The 17,252-nt window shown below is 73.5% G+C and carries 14 protein-coding genes and 2 pseudogenes; 13 read left to right on the forward strand and 3 right to left on the reverse strand.

All coding sequences use genetic code 11. The annotated features are described in order from the left end of the window. Positions 1–21: 21 nt before the first annotated feature. Positions 22–777 carry a M23 family metallopeptidase gene (locus ACR807_RS15905; protein WP_438922089.1) on the reverse strand — a complete coding sequence of 252 codons (756 nt, stop codon included), beginning with the start codon at positions 775–777 and terminating at the stop codon, positions 22–24. Positions 778–1,559: 782 nt separating this feature from the next. Between ACR807_RS15905 and ACR807_RS15910 the strand changes: the two genes are divergently transcribed. The 7 genes from ACR807_RS15910 (at position 1,560) to purH (ending at position 10,386) form a co-directional block, all read left to right on the forward strand. Beyond that, positions 1,560–3,188, forward strand: a complete 1,629-nt coding sequence (locus tag ACR807_RS15910) for a hypothetical protein (protein WP_438922090.1) — start codon at positions 1,560–1,562, stop codon at positions 3,186–3,188. A 263-nt stretch (positions 3,189–3,451) separates the two neighbouring features. Then, positions 3,452–4,621, forward strand: a complete 1,170-nt coding sequence (gene sucC / locus ACR807_RS15915; RefSeq protein WP_438922091.1) for an ADP-forming succinate--CoA ligase subunit beta — start codon at positions 3,452–3,454, stop codon at positions 4,619–4,621. A 2-nt stretch (positions 4,622–4,623) separates the two neighbouring features. Then, on the forward strand, positions 4,624–5,514 hold the full coding sequence (sucD, locus tag ACR807_RS15920; RefSeq protein WP_438922092.1) for a succinate--CoA ligase subunit alpha: 891 nt from the start codon (positions 4,624–4,626) through the stop codon (positions 5,512–5,514). Positions 5,515–5,700: 186 nt separating this feature from the next. Next, positions 5,701–6,372 (forward strand): DUF5336 domain-containing protein, encoded by a 672-nt coding sequence (locus tag ACR807_RS15925; protein WP_438922093.1) that lies wholly within the window; start codon positions 5,701–5,703, stop codon positions 6,370–6,372. 135 nt (positions 6,373–6,507) lie between these two features. Then, the gene (locus tag ACR807_RS15930) at positions 6,508–8,115 is read left to right on the forward strand and encodes a cell division protein PerM (RefSeq protein ID WP_438922094.1); all 1,608 of its coding nucleotides are present in this window, start codon (positions 6,508–6,510) and stop codon (positions 8,113–8,115) included. A 55-nt stretch (positions 8,116–8,170) separates the two neighbouring features. After that, positions 8,171–8,806, forward strand: coding sequence for a phosphoribosylglycinamide formyltransferase (purN, locus tag ACR807_RS15935; RefSeq protein WP_371320613.1), 636 nt, complete (start codon positions 8,171–8,173; stop codon positions 8,804–8,806). Further along, the gene (purH, locus tag ACR807_RS15940; protein ID WP_438922095.1) at positions 8,803–10,386 is read left to right on the forward strand and encodes a bifunctional phosphoribosylaminoimidazolecarboxamide formyltransferase/IMP cyclohydrolase; all 1,584 of its coding nucleotides are present in this window, start codon (positions 8,803–8,805) and stop codon (positions 10,384–10,386) included. Before purN ends, purH begins: the two co-directional genes overlap by 4 nt. A gap of 55 nt (positions 10,387–10,441) precedes the next feature. Here the strand turns inward: purH and ACR807_RS15945 are convergent, their stop codons facing one another. Beyond that, positions 10,442–11,056: a hypothetical protein gene (locus ACR807_RS15945; protein WP_438922096.1), complete on the reverse strand. Its 615-nt coding sequence runs from the start codon at positions 11,054–11,056 to the stop codon at positions 10,442–10,444. Positions 11,057–11,194: 138 nt separating this feature from the next. On the opposite strand from ACR807_RS15945, the gene ACR807_RS15950 reads away from it, so the two are divergent. The 5 genes and pseudogenes from ACR807_RS15950 to ACR807_RS15970 form a co-directional block, all read left to right on the forward strand. Next, complete coding sequence (locus ACR807_RS15950) at positions 11,195–11,374, forward strand: hypothetical protein (RefSeq protein ID WP_438922097.1); 180 nt, start codon at positions 11,195–11,197, stop codon at positions 11,372–11,374. A 346-nt stretch (positions 11,375–11,720) separates the two neighbouring features. Beyond that, entirely contained in the window at positions 11,721–12,434 is a 714-nt protein-coding gene (gene imuA' / locus ACR807_RS15955) for a DnaE2-dependent mutagenesis accessory factor ImuA' (RefSeq protein WP_438922098.1), read from the forward strand. 104 nt (positions 12,435–12,538) lie between these two features. Continuing rightward, the gene (locus ACR807_RS15960) at positions 12,539–13,915 is read left to right on the forward strand and encodes a Y-family DNA polymerase (protein ID WP_438922099.1); all 1,377 of its coding nucleotides are present in this window, start codon (positions 12,539–12,541) and stop codon (positions 13,913–13,915) included. Between the two features lie 639 nt (positions 13,916–14,554). Then, positions 14,555–15,052: pseudogene (locus ACR807_RS15965) on the forward strand (PHP domain-containing protein); the annotation flags it as partial. Position 15,053: 1 nt separating this feature from the next. Further along, positions 15,054–15,928 (forward strand): annotated as a pseudogene (locus ACR807_RS15970) (helix-hairpin-helix domain-containing protein); the annotation flags it as partial. Positions 15,929–16,036: 108 nt separating this feature from the next. Here ACR807_RS15970 and ACR807_RS15975 read toward each other — a convergent pair. Further along, positions 16,037–16,603, reverse strand: a complete 567-nt coding sequence (locus tag ACR807_RS15975) for a dihydrofolate reductase family protein (RefSeq protein ID WP_438922100.1) — start codon at positions 16,601–16,603, stop codon at positions 16,037–16,039. 75 nt (positions 16,604–16,678) lie between these two features. Between ACR807_RS15975 and ACR807_RS15980 the strand changes: the two genes are divergently transcribed. After that, complete coding sequence (locus tag ACR807_RS15980) at positions 16,679–17,242, forward strand: TetR/AcrR family transcriptional regulator (protein ID WP_438922101.1); 564 nt, start codon at positions 16,679–16,681, stop codon at positions 17,240–17,242. Positions 17,243–17,252 lie beyond the last annotated feature (10 nt).

A 17,252-nucleotide genomic window follows, 5' to 3' on the forward strand; every position in this document is an offset into this window, starting at 1 on the left:
CACGGGCCCCGCGGGGCCGGGTCAGACGCTGATGCCCTTGGAGTTCAACCAGCTCAGCGGGTTGATCTTCATGCCCTCCGCGTTCCACACCTCGAAGTGCAGGTGCGGACCGGTGGAGAAGCCGCGGTTGCCCATGCGGGCGATCTGCTCGCCCGCCGCGACCCGCTGGCCCTTGCTGACGGAGTAGGTGTCCACGTGGCCGTAGACCGTCGTGGAGCCGTCGGGGTGCTCGACCTTGACCCAGAGGCCAAAACCGCTTGCGGGACCTGCCTCGACCACGACACCATCTGCGGCGGCCAGGATCGGCGTGCCGATCGGGCCCGCGATGTCGATGCCGTAGTGCATCTCGCCCCAGCGACCGCCGTAACCGGAGGTGAAGGAGCCGGCGGCGGGACGCGCGTACTTGGGGCGCTGCGCCTCGGCCTCGGCGGCCTCGCGGTTCTCGGTGATCTGCTGGCTCTTGACGAGCTTCTGGGCCTCGGCTGCCGTGTCGACGGTCTTCGCGACGGGCAGGACCTGCGGTGACGCGGGTCCGCTGCCGCCGACGCCGAACGCGGCGGCGCCTTCGGCGGCGTTCGCGAGGGGCGTGACCTCGTCGGCGGAGGAGGGGGAGTCGGAGCCGAGCGCGTGGAGCGTCTGGCCTGCGCCGGCGGCGGCGAAAGCGCCTACGGCGACGGCTGCGACCACGATCCGGCCGCGCAGCGCCGAGGGCGGCGGCGGGAGCCGGTGGGTGCTGACCGCACGCGTCGAGGCGGATTCGACCGCTTCGTCGAGCACAGCAGAACTCGTATGGCCGCCGGGGGAGCGGTGTCGGGACAAAACCTGGCCTTCCGTCTTCGGGGAGTCCGGTCGGACACCGGGCGGGGGATCCCGGTCGAGCCGGTCGGGGTAACCGACTCGCTGTCCTGCTTGTGACCAGACCGTGACAACGGACCGGGGGAAGATAACGGGGCGAGACCCTTAAGGGCAATCCCCTGGGTCGATGTCCACCGCTTAGCGGCGCAGGGGTCCCGGAGAACTGTCAACTGTGACTATGAGTCATCGACCCGTCGGGAAACCCGGTGCGTACAGGCATGATGGGGTGGTCTACACCATCACCTGATCGTGTGGCCGGGGTCACTACTGCGCGTTGCGCGACGCGGGCAACCGATACTCAAAGGTGACCTGAATCACGTATCCGCCGGCCCCGCGCAGGCGTCCGGGACGCCCTGGACGGGCGTCGCGGACGAGCGTCGTGACGACCTCGCCGCCGCGGTGCCCCGACCGCACCGCGGAGGCGGATCGCACTCCTCCGACCCGTGAACCGGCTGTCCCGTGACCGGCTACCCCGTGGGTCGGCGCACTTCGGGTGCCCGGCGTTCCCGACCCCGAAACGGCCGGACCCCACCGACCGCCCCAGACCACCCGTACGAGTGAAGGTAGCCGGCACCCCCGACAACGGGCGGGCTCGCGCGCGTATTCCCGCATATGCGCCCTTCGACCCACCCGCCCCCGACCCCTCCACCTCCGGCCGACCGCGCGCCGCGACCACCCCTCCCGCCTTTGCTAGCGTCCGACCGGTGATCCGAACCGCGGACCCGGTCCCATCGACGCCCACGAGGCTGCGCGCGGCGGTCGGGCTGGGCCTCGCCGGCTCGCTGCTCGGCGCGACCGCACCCCTGGTCGGGGTGGTCGACGCGGGCGCGCCCCCGGCGTTCACCGCGTGGCCGCTGCTGGCCGTCCTCGCCTTCGCGCCCACCGCCCTGGCCGCGGTCCTCCTCGCGCGCGGGCACGGGGCCGGTGCCGCCGCCTCCCTCCTCGCGCCCGCCGCCTTCGCCGTCGGCCGGCTGCTCGTGGACCTCCAGGTCCTCGTCGGCCCCCTCGACGCCGCGCGCCCCGAGCTGTTCCGCCCGCCCGCCCTCGACCCGCCCGCCCCCGCCGCCGGGGCGTGGCTGCTGATCGCGGGCCACGTGCTGCTGGTCGCCGCGGGCGCGCTGGCGGCGGCGGCCCCCGCCGAGCCGGACGCGCGCGGCGGGCGCGCCGGCTTCGTCCTCCCCGCGGTCGCGGGCCTGCTGGCGGGCGCCGGCCTGGTCGCCGCCCCGTTCACCTCCTCCGACGCGCTGGTCCCGGCGGGCGGCGCGCTCGACTCGCCCGCCCTGCCGATGCTCGGCGGCCTGCTGCTCGTCGTGGCCGCGCCGGCCCTCGCCGTGCTCGCCGCCGGCGCCCCCACCCCCGAGGTCCGCCGGGGCGGCCTGCTCGGCCTGGCCGCGACCCTGGTCACCGTCGCGCTCCCGCCGATCGCCGCCGGCCTGGCCGTCGACCGCCTCGACCCCGCGCCCGGCCCGTTCCTGGTGCTCGCCGCCGCCGTGCTGCTCGCGTGGCCGGGGCGGGCCCGCGAGCGGAACGCCGACCGCGCCGACCCCGAGCTGCCCGGCCTGCGCCGCCTGCACGCCGCGGCGGGCGTCCTCGGCCTCGTCGCCGCGGCCTGCGCCGTCGGGGGCGCGCTGGCCGACCAGCTCGTGCTCCCGGCCGGCCTGCCCGCGCCCACCGCCTACGCCGCCCGGCTCCTCTGGCCCGCCGCGGTCGCCACCGCCGCCCTCGGCGCGGCCCTGCTCGTCAGGGGCGCGGTCCGCCCGGCGTTCGCCGTGGCCACCGCCGCCGTCCCGCTCGCCGCCGGGGGCGCCCTCGACGCCGTGTTCGCCGCCACGCGCGTCGATGCGGTCCAGCCCGGCCCCGGCACGTGGTTCACCGCCGCCGCCGTGGTGGCCGCGCTCGCCGCCGCCGCCACCGCCGCCCTGGCCGGCGCGGTGGAGCGGGACGAGGCGGGCGTCGAGCGCGCGGAGGCGCCGCTGCCGCTGGTCGCGGGCGCCCTCATCGCCGCCCTGCTCGCCGTCGGCGCGTTCGCGCTGCCCGTGGTGGAGGCTCCGGACCACGCGCCGATCACCGCGTTCGGCCTGCGCGTCGGCTCCTGGGGGCTCCTGGTCGCCCTGGTGGCCGTGCTCGGCGCCGCCGCCGTCGCCCTCGGGGCCCGGCCGGGCCGCGGGGCGGCGCTGCTGCTCGGCGCCGCCGCGGTCACCGGCACCAGGGCGCTGGAGTACCCGCTCACCGCCGCCCGCGCCGCCGGCGCCGAGCCCGGACCGGGTCTGTGGCTGGCGGTCGCCGCCACCGCCGCCCTCCTGCTCACCGCGGCCGTCCGGACCGCCCGCTGACCGCGCCCCGCCCGTCCCCTGGATCGGTGTGGTGATCGACCTCACCACCTCTATGACGGACTTCACGGGCGTGGGGTGCGGCGGACTCCGAGCAGGTCGATAGTGTTCTGCGCAGCCGCGTCGAGCCGGTCCCCCCACGGCTATGCCGGCGTTCCAGGTGATGCCTGGTACGTGAGGGCACCAGGCGCCAGCCTGGAGCGCCGGACCATCGAGGACCGCACGAAGAGGCGCGGTGTCCGACACCGACGTCGCAGGAGACCCGAGTGGACCTGTACGAGTACCAGGCGAAGGACCTCTTCGCCGCCCACGACGTCCCGGTACTTCCGGGCGACGTGGCGACCACCCCCGCCGAGGCCAAGGCCATCGCCGAGCGCTTCGGCCAGACCGTCGTGGTGAAGGCCCAGGTCAAGACGGGCGGCCGCGGCAAGGCGGGTGGCGTCAAGCTCGCCGAGAACCCGGACGAGACCCAGGCGAAGGCCGAGGCCATCCTCGGCCTCGACATCAAGGGCCACACCGTGCACCGCGTGCTGGTGACCCCCGCGTCCGACATCGCGGAGGAGTACTACTTCTCCTTCCTGCTCGACCGCGCCAACCGCACCTTCCTGGCCATGGCCAGCGTCGAGGGCGGCATGGACATCGAGGAGGTCGCCGCGACCAAGCCCGAGGCCCTGGCCAAGGTGCCCGTCGACGCGATCAAGGGCGTCGACCGCGCGAAGGCGGACGAGATCGTCGCCGCCGCGAAGTTCCCGGCCGAGGTGGCCGACCAGGTGGCCGACGTCATCGTGAAGCTCTGGGAGACCTTCGTCTCCGAGGACGCCACGCTGGTCGAGGTCAACCCGCTGGTCCGCGACCCCGAGGGCAGGATCGTCGCCCTCGACGGCAAGGTCACGCTCGACGAGAACGCCTCCTTCCGCCACCCCGCCCACGAGGAGCTGGTGGACAAGCAGGCGGAGGACCCGCTGGAGGCCAAGGCCAAGGCGAAGGGCCTCAACTACGTCAAGCTGGACGGCCAGGTCGGCATCATCGGCAACGGCGCCGGCCTCGTGATGTCCACCCTCGACGTGGTCGCCTACGCGGGTGAGAAGCACGGCGGCGTGAAGCCCGCCAACTTCCTCGACATCGGCGGCGGCGCGTCCGCCGAGGTCATGGCCAACGGCCTGGACATCATCCTGAACGACCCGGACGTGCGTTCGGTGTTCGTGAACGTCTTCGGCGGCATCACCGCGTGCGACGCGGTCGCCAACGGCATCGTGGCCGCGCTGGGCATCCTCGGCGACGAGGCCGCCAAGCCGCTCGTGGTCCGCCTCGACGGCAACAACGTGGAGGAGGGCCGCGCCATCCTGGCCGAGGCCAACCACCCGCTGGTCACCGTGGTGGACACTATGGACAACGCGGCCGACAAGGCCGCCGAGCTCGCGGCTGCGGGGGTCTGACGATGGCTATCTTCATCACCAAGGACAGCAAGGTCATCGTCCAGGGCATGACCGGCGCCGAGGGCACCAAGCACACCAAGCGGATGCTGGCCTCCGGCACGAACATCGTCGGCGGCGTGAACCCGCGCAAGGCCGGCGAGAAGGTCGACTTCGACGGCAACGTGCTCCCGGTGTTCGGCGGCGTCGCCGAGGCCATGGAGGCCACCGGCGCGAACGTCACCGTGATCTTCGTGCCGCCGGCGTTCGCCAAGGCCGCCGTCATCGAGGCGATCGACGCGGGCATCGAGCTGGCCGTCGTCATCACCGAGGGCATCCCGGTGCACGACACCGCCGCGTTCTGGGCGCACGCCGTCGCCACCGGCAACAAGACCCGGATCATCGGCCCGAACTGCCCCGGCCTGATCAGCCCCGGGCAGTCGAACGCGGGCATCATCCCGGCCAACATCTCCGGCGCGGGCAAGATCGGCCTGGTGTCGAAGTCCGGCACGCTGACGTACCAGATGATGTACGAGCTGCGCGACTTCGGCTTCTCCACCGCCATCGGCATCGGCGGCGACCCGATCATCGGCACCACGCACATCGACGCCCTGGCGGCCTTCGAGGCCGACCCGGAGACCGCGGCGATCGTGATGATCGGCGAGATCGGCGGCGACGCCGAGGAGCGGGCCGCGGCCTACGTGAAGGAGAACGTCACCAAGCCGGTCGTCGGCTACGTGGCGGGCTTCACCGCGCCCGAGGGCAAGACCATGGGCCACGCGGGCGCGATCGTGTCCGGCTCGGCCGGCACCGCGCAGGCGAAGAAGGAGGCCCTGGAGGCCGCCGGCGTGAAGGTCGGCAAGACGCCGTCCGAGACCGCCGCCCTCATGCGGGAGATCATGCAGTCGATCGGCTGACAATCACCCGTTCGTGGAACACACTGAAGGCCACCTCCCACCCGGAGGTGGCCTTCAGCACACCCCGACCAGGTTGATCGGGCGGCCCCGCGGGGAACCACGGGAGTCCGGTCGTCGTCGGAGAGTGCGCATCGGCTAGCGTTCTGTCGTCCCGATCAGTACCCCGCAGGTGGAGGAGACCGCACCATGTCCCAGCCGTACGGCGCCCCTCAGCAGCAGCCGGGACCGGCGCAGCCGGCGGTGGGCGTGAACCTGAACCTGATCCTGCCGCTGGTCGCGGCCGGTTTGGCGTTGATCGCGTTCCTGCTCGCGTTCGCCGACGACGTGCCGTCCTCGGGCGGTATCGAGTACCTGTACGCGGCGGGCATCCTCGCCGGCCTGTCCGTCCTGCCGAAGGCGCCCCGCGGCCTGCTCTACGCGGCCGTGCCGTTCGCGCTGATCCCCACGCTCCAGCTGCTCCAGGCCCTGATCAAGACCGAGGCCGACGTGCAGGGCATGCAGGTCGTGCTGCTGATCGTGGCGCTGCTGCTCGCCGCCGCCGTGGTGCTCAGCCTGCTCCTGGAGACCGGGGTCGTGAAGTTCACCCCGAAGCCCGCGAACCCCTACGGCCAGCAGCCCGGTGGCTGGAACCCGCAGTCCGGCGCGTTCCCGCAGCAGGGCCAGCCGCAGCAGTACGGCCCGCCGTCCGGCCAGTTCCAGCAGCAGCAGCCGCCGGTGCCGCCGCAGCCCGGCCAGCAGCCCGGCCAGCCGCAGCCGACCTCGTACATGCCGCAGCCGGGCCAGTTCGGCCAGCCCGGCCAGCAGCCCGGCCAGGGCACCCCGCCCGCCGGGTTCGGCGGTCCCCAGCAGCAGGGCTGACGCACGTCGTGGAGGGGTGGCACCGGTGCGCCGGTGCCACCCCTCTTCGCGTGCGCGGCGTGCCTCACCCGAACGGCCCATCGTGACTGGGATGGTGGACAGATGTCGGTGCTGCAAACGACTTCCCACGGTGCCGTGACGGACTCCGTGCGCCCACCCGAGTTCTCCCGCGCGGAACGCGTGCGGGTGCTCACCACGACCGCCGCCGGCTCCGTCGTCGTCGGGTACGCGGCCGTCGCGGCGCTGCTCGCGCTGATCTCGTCGACCGCCGCGCACGCGTCGTTCTCGACCACCGGCGTGCTGACCGCCGCCGCACCCGGCTGGCTGGTCGCGCACCACGTGCCGATCCGGTTCGACGGGGGGCAGCTCGGGATGCTCCCGCTGCTGCCGACGGCGCTGGTGATGCTGCTGGTGTACCGGGCCGCGGCGAGCGCGGCCGACCGGCTCGGCCTGTTCGAGCCGCTGCAGGCCAGGTCCGTGGTGTTCAGCATCTCCGGCACGCACGCCGTGGTCGGCGGCGTGATCACGTTCCTGATGGGCGACGACGGCGTGGTGCGCGCGACGCCCGCCGTGGCGTTCTTCGGGTGCGCCGCGGTGTCCGCCGTGGCGGCCGTGGCGGGGGTCGCCCAGCGCTGCGGCCTCGTGGAGGTCGTGTTCGAGCGCATCGACCCGGTGGCGCGGCGCGGTCTGCGGGCCGGCGCGCTGGCGCTGTTCGCGCTGACCGCCGCGGGGGCCCTCGTGCTGGCCCTCGGCCTGCTGTTCTCCTGGTCCACGACCGCCGTGCTGTTCGACCAGACCGGCGGCACCATCGGCACCGGCCTCGGCATCTGGCTGCTGTGCCTGGCCTACCTGCCGAACGCGGTCGTCGGCGCGCTGTCGTACGTCGTGGGTGCCGGGTTCTCCCTCGGCTCGGTCGTGGTGCGCCCGCTGGAGTTCGTCGGCGGCCCGGTGCCCGCCGTGCCGCTGCTGGCCGCCCTGCCCGAGCAGCAGGCGGGCTACCTGCCCCTGGTGCTCGTGCTGCCGGGCGCGCTCGGCGTGCTGGTCGGGTTCGCGCTGCGCAACGCCGCCGGGACGCCCCGGGCGAGGGTGCGCGCGGTGCTGGTCGCGGCGGTCACCGCGGCCGTCGGCCTGCTCGTGCTGGCCGCCGTCTCGGGGGGTGCGCTGGGCAGCGGCGCGTTCAACCCGGTCACCATCCCCGCCGGGCTGCTGGCCGTGCTCACGCTGGCGTGGATCGGCGTGCCCGGCGCGATCGTGGCCTGGTTCTCCGGCCCGCGCCCGGTCCGTGCCCCGGCGCCCGCGCCCGAACCGGTGACCGAGGCCGTCGAGGCGGAGCCCGGCACCGCCGAGGAGGCGGACGACGAGTACGACGACGAGGAATACGACGACGAGAACGAGGACGACTACGAGGAAGAGGACGACCTCGACGACGTCACCGACGATCTCGACGATCCCGAAGACCTCGACGCCGACGACCCCGAGGATGCCGCCGACTTCCAGGACGCCGAGGACGACGAGGATGCCGACGACTTCGAGGACGCCGACGACCTCGACGGCTCCGAGGACGACCCGGACGACCTGGACGACGACCTGGACGACGACCCGGACGACGACGCGGACGACCCGGACACCGAGCCGGACGACGACGCGGACACCGAGCCGGACGAGGACCTGGACGAGGACCCGGGTGACGGCCCGGACGAGGACCCGGACGCGGAGCCGGACCTGGCCGACAAGCCGAGGTGAGCACCGCCTAGGCTGCTCTTGAGCTGCTGTGACAGTCCCCAGCAAGGAGAGCACGCTGAGCGCCGCGACCACACTCCGGCTTCCCGTCCCCGCCAGGGTCGTCGTCCTCGTCTCCGGTTCCGGCACCCTGATGCAGGCGTTGCTGGACGCGGCGGCCGACCCCGGTTACCCGGTGGAGGTGGTGGCCGTCGGTGCGGACCGCGCCGGCATCGAGGGCCTGGCCCGCGCCGAGCGCGCCGGCGTCCCGACCTTCACCGCGAAGCTGCGCGACCACGCCGACCGGGCCGCGTGGGACGTCGCCCTCGCCGACGCCGTCGAGGCGCACCGGCCCGACCTCGTGGTGTCCGCCGGGTTCATGAAGATCCTCGGACCCGCCTTCCTGGCCCGCTTCGGCGGCCGGATGGTCAACACGCACCCCGCGCTGCTGCCCGCGTTCCCGGGCGCGCACGGGGTGCGTGACGCCGTCGACTACGGCGTGAAGGTCACCGGCGCCACCGTGCACCTGGTGGACGGCGGCGTGGACACCGGGCCGATCCTGGCCCAGGAAGCGGTCGTCGTCGCCGATGACGACGACGTCGAAAGCCTGCACGAGCGCATCAAGGTGGTGGAGCGGCGGTTGCTCGTCGACGTGGTCGCCCGCCTGGCCCGCGAGGGCTGCACCGTGAACGGACGAAAGGTGAGCATCCCGTGACCACTCCTGCCGAGAGGCGACCGGTTCGTCGGGCCCTGATCGGGGTGTCCGACAAGTCGGGGCTGCTGGAACTGGCCGCCGGCCTGCACGCGGCCGGGGTCGAGATCGTCTCCACCGGCGGCACGGCGCGCGCGCTGGCGGACGCCGGGGTGCCGGTGACGCCCGTGGAGAGCGTGACCGGGTTCCCCGAGGTGCTCGACGGCCGCGTCAAGACGCTGCACCCCGGCGTGCACGCGGGCCTGCTCGCCGACACCCGCCGCGAGGCCCACCTGGAGACCCTGCGCGAGCTGGGCATCGAGCCGTTCGACCTGCTCGTGGTGAACCTGTACCCGTTCGCGCGGACCGTCGCGTCGGGCGCGTCCCCGGACGAGTGCGTCGAGCAGATCGACATCGGCGGCCCCGCCATGGTGCGCGCGTCGGCGAAGAACCACGCCAGCGTCGCCGTCGTGGTCGACCCGTCCCGCTACGGGTGGGTGCTGGAGCAGGTGAACGCGGGCGGCTTCACGCTGGCCGAGCGGCAGGGGCTGGCCGTCGACGCGTTCCGGCACACCGCGTCCTACGACGTGGCCGTGGCCTCCTACCTGGGCAGCGTCGTCGCGCCCGACGACGAGGGCTCCGGCTTCCCCGGCTGGGTCGGCGCGACGTGGGACCGCAAGCAGGTGCTGCGCTACGGCGAGAACCCGCACCAGGGTGCCGCGCTCTACACGAGCGGCGACGGGCGCCCCGGCCTCGCCACCGCCGAGCAGCTGCACGGCAAGGAGATGTCCTACAACAACTTCGTGGACTCCGACGCCGCCTGGCGCGCCGCGTGGGACCACGAGCTGCCGTGCGTCGCGATCATCAAGCACGCCAACCCGTGCGGCATCGCGGTGTCCAAGGTGGACGGTCCGGGCGCCGTCGCCGAGGCCCACCGCAACGCGCACGCGTGCGACCCGGTGAGCGCGTTCGGCGGCGTGATCGCGGCCAACCGCGAGGTCACCGTGGAGATGGCCGAGCAGGTCGCCGACATCTTCACCGAGGTGATCATCGCCCCGTCGTACGCCGACGGCGCGGTCGACGTGCTGACCCGCAAGAAGAACATCCGCGTCCTGGTCGCCCCGGAGCCGCGGCGCGGCGGGGCGGAACTGCGGCCGGTCTCCGGCGGGCTGCTGCTCCAGACCGCCGACACCATCGAGGCCGACGGCGACGACCCGGCCAAGTGGGTGCTGGCGTGCGGCGAGCCGCTCTCCGAGGAGGGCCTCGCCGACCTCGCGTTCGCCTGGCGCGCGTGCCGGGCCGTGAAGTCCAACGCCATCCTGCTGGCCTCCGGCGGCGCCACCGTCGGCGTGGGCATGGGCCAGGTCAACCGGGTCGACGCGGCACGCCTCGCGGTGACCCGCGCCGGTGACCGGGCCAAGGGCGCGATGGCCGCGTCCGACGCGTTCTTCCCGTTCCCGGACGGCCTCGAAGTGCTGCTGGAGGCCGGCGTGCGCGCCGTCGTGCAGCCCGGCGGGTCGGTCCGCGACGCGGAGGTCATCGCGGCGGCCGAGGCGGCCGGCGCCACCGTGTACCTGACGGGCACCCGGCACTTCGCCCACTAGACCGGCAGCACGCGAGGGCCTGGCCGGGACGACCCGGCCGGGCCCCCGCGTGCTGTCAGCGCACCAGTTCCTCGGCCGTCCTGCGCACCACGGCCTCGGCCTCGTCCACCGGGAACGCCGAGTCGCTCAGGAACCCCTTGTCCCGGCCGAAGTAGCGGATGTTCCACACCACCGCGCCCTTGCGCACCAGCAGGTTCACCTCGGTCAGGTCCGTCGACGAGGAGGGGATCACGACCATCGCCTGGTCGCCGAGGCCGTCCACCTGCTTGGCCTGCGAGCCCGAGGCGTAGGACGTGAAGCTCGTGTAGTTGCCCTCCGCCATCTCCTCGTTCCGGTCGGACTTGTCGGAGAACTTCGCGTAGTCGTAGACCAGCACGTGGATCGTCCGCGGGTTGCGCCCGTCCTTGCCCTTCGTCTGCTCCCAGGCGCAGTGCGTCTGCTTCATCCCCTTCTCCGCGTCGGCGGGGGCCTGGATCAGCCGGAAGCTGCTCACGTGCGCCTGCTGCTTCAGCGAGTCGCTCACCGCGCACTGCGCGACCGGCTCCCCGCCGGGCCCACCCCCGGGCTCCTCGGCGTAGTCGAGGTAGAGCATCCCCACCACCCCCGCCGCCACCAGCACGACGACCGCCACCACGACCCCGACGACCACCCCGGTCCGCTTCTTCCGCACCGGCGGCGGCCCCCCGTACCCAGGCCCGCCAGGCCCACCTCCACCCGGCCCGTACCCGCCCGACCCGCCCCCACCCGGTCCATACCCGCCCTGCCCGTAGCCGCCCGGCCCGTACCCGCCGGCCGGCCCCTGCCCGGGTTGGACCCCGTACGCCCCCAACGCCCCCTGCGCTCCCTGCTGCCCCGACGCCCCCTGCGGCGGTACCGGTTGCTGCGGTACCGGTTGCTGCTGCGCCGGTTGCTGTGCCTGGTGCGGTTGCTGCCCGGCCTGAGGTTGCTGTCCAGGCTGCGGCTGCTGCCGGTGCCAGTCCTGAGGTGAGTTCACGGTTCCCCCCGTGCTGCGGTCGATGGGCCGGAAGCAGTCTGCCAGTCCAACCGGCAGCCACCCCCTCTCCCCGCCGGGCTTCCTGTCCCCGCTGCGCTCCGTGTCCCGCTGCGCTCCCCGCGCCGTGCCCGCTCTCTTCCTGCCACGCACGCGTTGCGTCCCTCGCCCTGCTCGCACAGATTCCCGATCGTGTGATCGCGTCGCCGGCCATTGACACGGACGGCATCCCTAGCGATAAGATCACCATGTCGTTCGAACAAGTGTTCGACAGACAGGTCGCCGACTTCCCACGGCGATCCGCGCACAGGGGTGCGCGCGGATCTGTGGGAGGGGAGGGCGGGTGTCGAGGTCGGCAACGGCGACGCTGACCGCGCTCGGGGTAGGCGCGGCGGGCGAGCTGACCAACGCACCGGTCCGGGCTCTGCCAGTTCGCGGGGAACTGGCAGAGCTCCTCCTGTGGGGCGGCCTGCGGCGAGGCAGCACGGTGTCGGTGCGCGGGTCGACATCGTTGCTGCTCGCGCTGATGGCCGCGGCGACGGCGGAAGGATGCTGGGCGGCTGTCGTCGGCCTGCCGCGGTGCGGGGTGCTCGCGGCGGCCGAGTCGGGGGTGGCCGTCCACCGACTCGCTCTGGTCCCTCGCCCCGGCGGGGACCGGAGCGAGATCGGGAAGACGACCGCCGCCCTGAAGACGACCGCCGCCCTCCCGGACGGTTTCGACCTGGTCGTGGTAGCCACCCAGGTGACCCACGCGGCAGCACGCACACTCTCGGCCCGAGCCAGGCAGCGCAGGTCCGTCCTGCTCCCGTTCGCCACCAGGTGGCCGGGCGCCGACGTCGAACTGACCGCCACCTTCGACCCCTGGACCGGCCTCTCCCAAGGCCACGGCCTCCTCACCGCTCGCCCCACCACGGTCCATGCCACGGGCCGTGGCGCCGCCGCGCGCCCACGCCGCACCACCTTCCCCCTGCCGGGCACCGCAGCCCCGTCCCCCTCACGCCACCGCCGCCCCCTGACACCGGTGCCGGCGAAACCCGCCAACCCCAAGGTGGTGTGACCCCTCCACCACCCCTCCCGCACGCCGCTCCGTTGCCCCCACTTCCCACTTCCCCCAAGGGGTGAATCCTGTACACGCTCGCTGTCTGGTGTCCCGACTGGCCGGTGGTCGCCGCGTCCGCCGAGGCCGCCCTGCTGCCGCACGTGCCCGCCGCCGTCATCGGTTCGGGCGAGGGGATCGCCTGCTCGGCAGTCGCACGGGCCGAAGGCGTGCGGCGAGGGATGCGCGAGCGCGCGGCACAGGCGCAGTGCCACGAACTGGTCGTCCTCGACCACGTCGAGGCCCGCGACACCCGCCTGTTCGAGCCGATCGCGGCGGCGGTCGAGGAACCCGCGCCGGACATCGAGGTGGTCCGCGCCGGACTGGTCGCGGTCGCGGCGCGAGGGCCGGTCGGCTACCACGGCTCTGCCCAACAAGCGGCCCAACAAGCGGCCCAACAAGCGGCCCAACAAGCGGCCGAACGCCTGGTCGACCACGTCGCCGCGCGCACCGGCGTCGAAGCCCAGGTCAGTTTCGCCGACGAGGTGTTCGCGTCGACCCTGGCCGCTCACCGGGGCGTCGTCGTGCCACCCGGCCGCAGCGCCGACTTCCTGGCACCGCTCGGCATCCACGAACCCGACCAGCCCGCCGACCACCGCGAGGACCTGACCCGGTTGGTCGACCTCCTGCGCCGCCTCGGCCTGCGCACGCTGGGCGCGTTCGCCGAGATCTCCGAACGCGACGTCGCCACCCGCTTCGGCAGACAGGCCGTGCCGGCCCACCGCCAGTCCGCCGGTCGGGAGGAACGCCCCAGGTCACGCCGCCGCCCACCGCCCGACCTGACGGTGACCCAGCACCTCGACCCGCCCGTGGAGCGGGTCGACGCGGCCGCGTTCGCCGCCAAGGGACTGGCCGAACGCCTGCACACCGTCCTCGCCGACCACGGCCTCGCCTGCACGCGACTGGGCATCCGGGCCACCACCGAGGACGGCGAACAACTCCGCCGGGTGTGGCACTGCGCCGACCCGCCCACCCCGCAGGGCATCGCGGACCGGGTGCGCCGGCAACTCGACGGGTGGCTCACCCGGGCCACGCTCACCTCCGGCATCGAAGTGCTCCAACTCGACCCCGAAGAGATCGTCGACTCCACCACCGCCCTGCAACCCGGCCTGTGGCCGGGCGCGGGCCAGGACCAGGGTGAGGCGACCGAACACGCGGCGAGGGCGAGGGTGCACGTCCAGGGCCTGCTCGGTCCGGACGTCGTGGTCACCGGCTACGCCGAACTCGTCGCCCACCCGCACCGCATCGTCCACGCGGGACGGGCACGACAGGTGACCGCCTGGTCGGGCCCGTGGCCGGTGGACGAACGCTGGTGGGACGGAACCACCGCCCTCCGCGCCGCCCGCCTCCAGGTCCTGGGCACCGCACCGGACGGCGAAGAACAAGCATTCCTGCTGATCCGCGCGGGCGGTAAGTGGGCCGTGGAAGGGGTGTACGACTGATGACCGATCGTCCCGAGCACAAGCACCACAAGGACAACACCACACCGGCCGCGCCGATCACCTGGCGCGAGTCGAACCGCGCCGAACCACCCGGCCCGGCAACCACCGCCGACCGGAGCCGGGCAACCCACGCCCAACCCGCCCACCCGCAGCCCATTCATCCCCGGCCCACCCACGCCCAACCCGCCGACAGCCAAGCCACCTACAGCCAGCCCGCCCACGGTCGGCCCGCCCACGACCGAGCCGCCGACGATATTCCTGCCCACGACATGCCTGCCCACGGCCGGCCCGTTCACGGACTGGCCGGCTGGTTGACCGAGTTCGACATGCCCGAACAGCGCTCCGTACCCGAACACCGCTCGGACGAACCGGCCTACCCCACGAACTTCGGCTGGACCCCACCCCCGAACCCACCGACATCGGCCGCGCCCCCACTGCCCAGGCGCGTCCCCCGGAAGCCGCCGCCACCAGCGGCCCCTCTGCCCCCGCTGGTGGCGGCCCCTCACCCGCACACGTGGCGGCCACCGCGCACGCCGTCCTCCGCCCGGCAGTTCTCCGCCTGGCAGTCGCCCGACCTCCTGTCGCTGATCCCGTCCCCCCGACGCGCCCCGGACACCCTGCCCTGACGGATGTGTGCTGATGGGCTGGAACAACCCGCCGGTCCGGTGGGCCGACCTGGAGCGGGCGCTGTCGGGCGAGCCCCAGGCGCCCGACAGCGACGACGGGCCTGGGTGGACTCGTCGCCGTGACCGGTACCAGGCACCGGCCGCCGCCGGGCTCAAGGTCGACGAGCTGGGCCTCACCCGTTCGCGCGTCCCGTACGTCGAGCCGCACTGCCACTCCAACTTCAGCTTCCTCGACGGCGCGAGCCACCCCGAGGAACTGGTCGAGGGCGCGCAGCAGCTCGACCTGGACGGCATAGCGCTGACCGACCACGACGGCATGTACGGCGTGGTGCGGTTCGCCGAGGCCGCCAGGGAGTTGGGCGTGCGCACGGTCTTCGGCACCGAGCTGAGCCTCGGCCTGTCGGCACCGCGGAACGGCGCACCCCACCCGGAGGGCGAGCACCTGCTGCTGCTCGCCACCGGCCGCGACGGCTACCACGCGCTGTGCCGCACCATCACCAGCGGCCAGCTCGCACCCGGCCGCGTTCTGCGCGGCCCTGCTGCGTTCAGCCCATGGGCTTCTACTCCTCTCAATCACTCGTGGCCGACGCCCGCCGCCACGGCGTGCGCGTACTCGGTCCCGATGTCAACGCCGGCCTCACCCACGCCACCCTCGAACCCGTCGACGGTGACCAGGCCGTCCGCATCGGCCTCGCCGGTATCCGGGGCATCGGGCGACAGGTCGCCGAAGCCGTTGTCGCGCAACGGGATGCGGCCCGTTCCGGGACGTGGCGGACTTCGGCGCCCGTGTCCGGCTCACCACCGCGCAGGTCGAGGTTCTGGCCACCGCAGGCGCCTTCGGTTGCTTCGGCCTCGACCGGCGTGCCGCGCTGTGGGCGGCGGGGCCGTGGCGAAGATCCGCCCCGGCCACCTGCCCGGCACCACCGTCGGCACCGACGCCCCCGCCCTGCCCGGGATGGACGAGGTGGAGTTGGCCGTCGCCGACGTCTGGGCGATGGGCCTGTCCCCGGACAGCTTCCCGACCGAGTTCGTCCGGGAACGGCTCACCGCCCTGGGCGCCCTGTCGACCGCCGCCCTGGCCGACGTGCCCGACGTGCCCGACGTGCCCGACGGCGCCAGGGTGCTGGTCGGGGGCGCCGTCACCCACCGCCAACGCCCCGCCACCGCGGGCGGCGTCACCTTCCTCAACAACGAGGACGAGACGGGCATGGTCAACGTCGTCTGCACCGCCGGCCCCTGGTCCCGCTGCCGTCGAGTCGCCCGGACGAGCCCGGCGCTGATCATCCGGGGCGTCGTCGAGTCGGCAGGGGGAGTTGTCAGCGTCCGCGCCGAACGCCTCCAGTGCCTGGAGCTGCGCATTCCTTCTCGTTCCCGCGACTTCCGCTGACGGCGTGGCGGAAGGGGAGGCTGCTCGACGGTCGTGCGGGTGTGGTCGTCGAGTGGGATCGCGATGGGACGCGTCGGCAGCCGTGCGGGAGCGGGTCGGTTCGATCGGTCAGGTGGGGTCCTCCCTGCTGTAGGTGGTGAACGCGACGCCCGTGTCGAAGGTCCTCGTGGACGTCACCGCGAAGCGCGCCGCCGGGAAGTCGCCCGCGAACAGAGGGATTCCCCTGCCCAACACGATCGGGTGGACCTTGAGGACCAGTTCGTCGATCTCGGGCAGCAGGGTGGCGGCCAGCCTGCCGCCGCCGCACAGCCAGATCCCCAGGCCCGGTTCGGCCTTGAGCTCGCGGACCGTCGCCAGGGGATCGGCGACCACCTGCACGTCAGGCGGGGTGGAACCGAGTCTGGAGGAGGCCACGTACTGGCGCAGGTGCGGGTACGGGCTGGGTGGCCCGCCCGGTACCTGGTAGGTGGCGCGACCCATGAGGACCGTGTCGAACTCCTTGTTCGGGGCGTCGATGCCCAGCGCCTGGCGCGCCTGGCCCGGCAGGGTGTCGGGGTACTCCTCGAAGATGGCCGTCATGTGGTCGCCCTCGAAGAGGAAGTCGCCGTACCCGCCCGTCGGGTCGGCGATGAACCCGTCGAGCGAGGTGGCGATGAAGTAGGTCAGGTTCCGCATGGCTCATTCCTCCGTGTCTGGCGTCAACCACTTCGACTGTAGTACTATGGCTGGAGTGGTTGTCAAGGAGGGATCATGACGAGTAACCCGACCAGGCGAACGGCGCTGGTCGACGCGGCGATCGAGGTGCTCGCCCGTGACGGCGCGCGCGGGTTGACCTTCCGGGCGGTCGACGTGGAGGCCGCCGTGCCGAAGGGCACGGCGTCCAACTACTTCGCCAACCGCGACGACCTGCTGAGGCAGGTGGCGGAGCACATCCACGTCCGCCTCACGCCCGACGCGGTGCGACTCGCCAAGACCATGGACTCGCCGCCGGACAAGAGTCTCGTGGTGCGGCTGCTCCAGGAGCTGCTCGGGCGGCTCCAGGTCGACCGGACCGGGTACCTCGCCCTGCTGGAGCTGCGGCTGGAGGCGACCAGGCGCCCCGAGTTGCAGGCCGCGCTGACCAAGACGATCAGCCGGACCCTGGAGGAGAACGTCCGCTTCCACCTGGACGCGGGCCTGCCCGGTGACCGCACCACGGTCGTGTCGCTCTACCTGGCGATGAGCGGACTGGTCGTGGAGCACCTGACGTTGCCCGACGTGCTGCCGGAGGAGGAGATGACGCGATTGATCACCGCGCTCGTCGAGCGCGCCTGACCGGGACCCG

The sequence above is a fragment of the Saccharothrix sabaoui genome, assembly GCF_051756985.1.
In the GTDB taxonomy this organism is placed as follows: Bacteria; Actinomycetota; Actinomycetes; order Mycobacteriales; family Pseudonocardiaceae; genus Actinosynnema.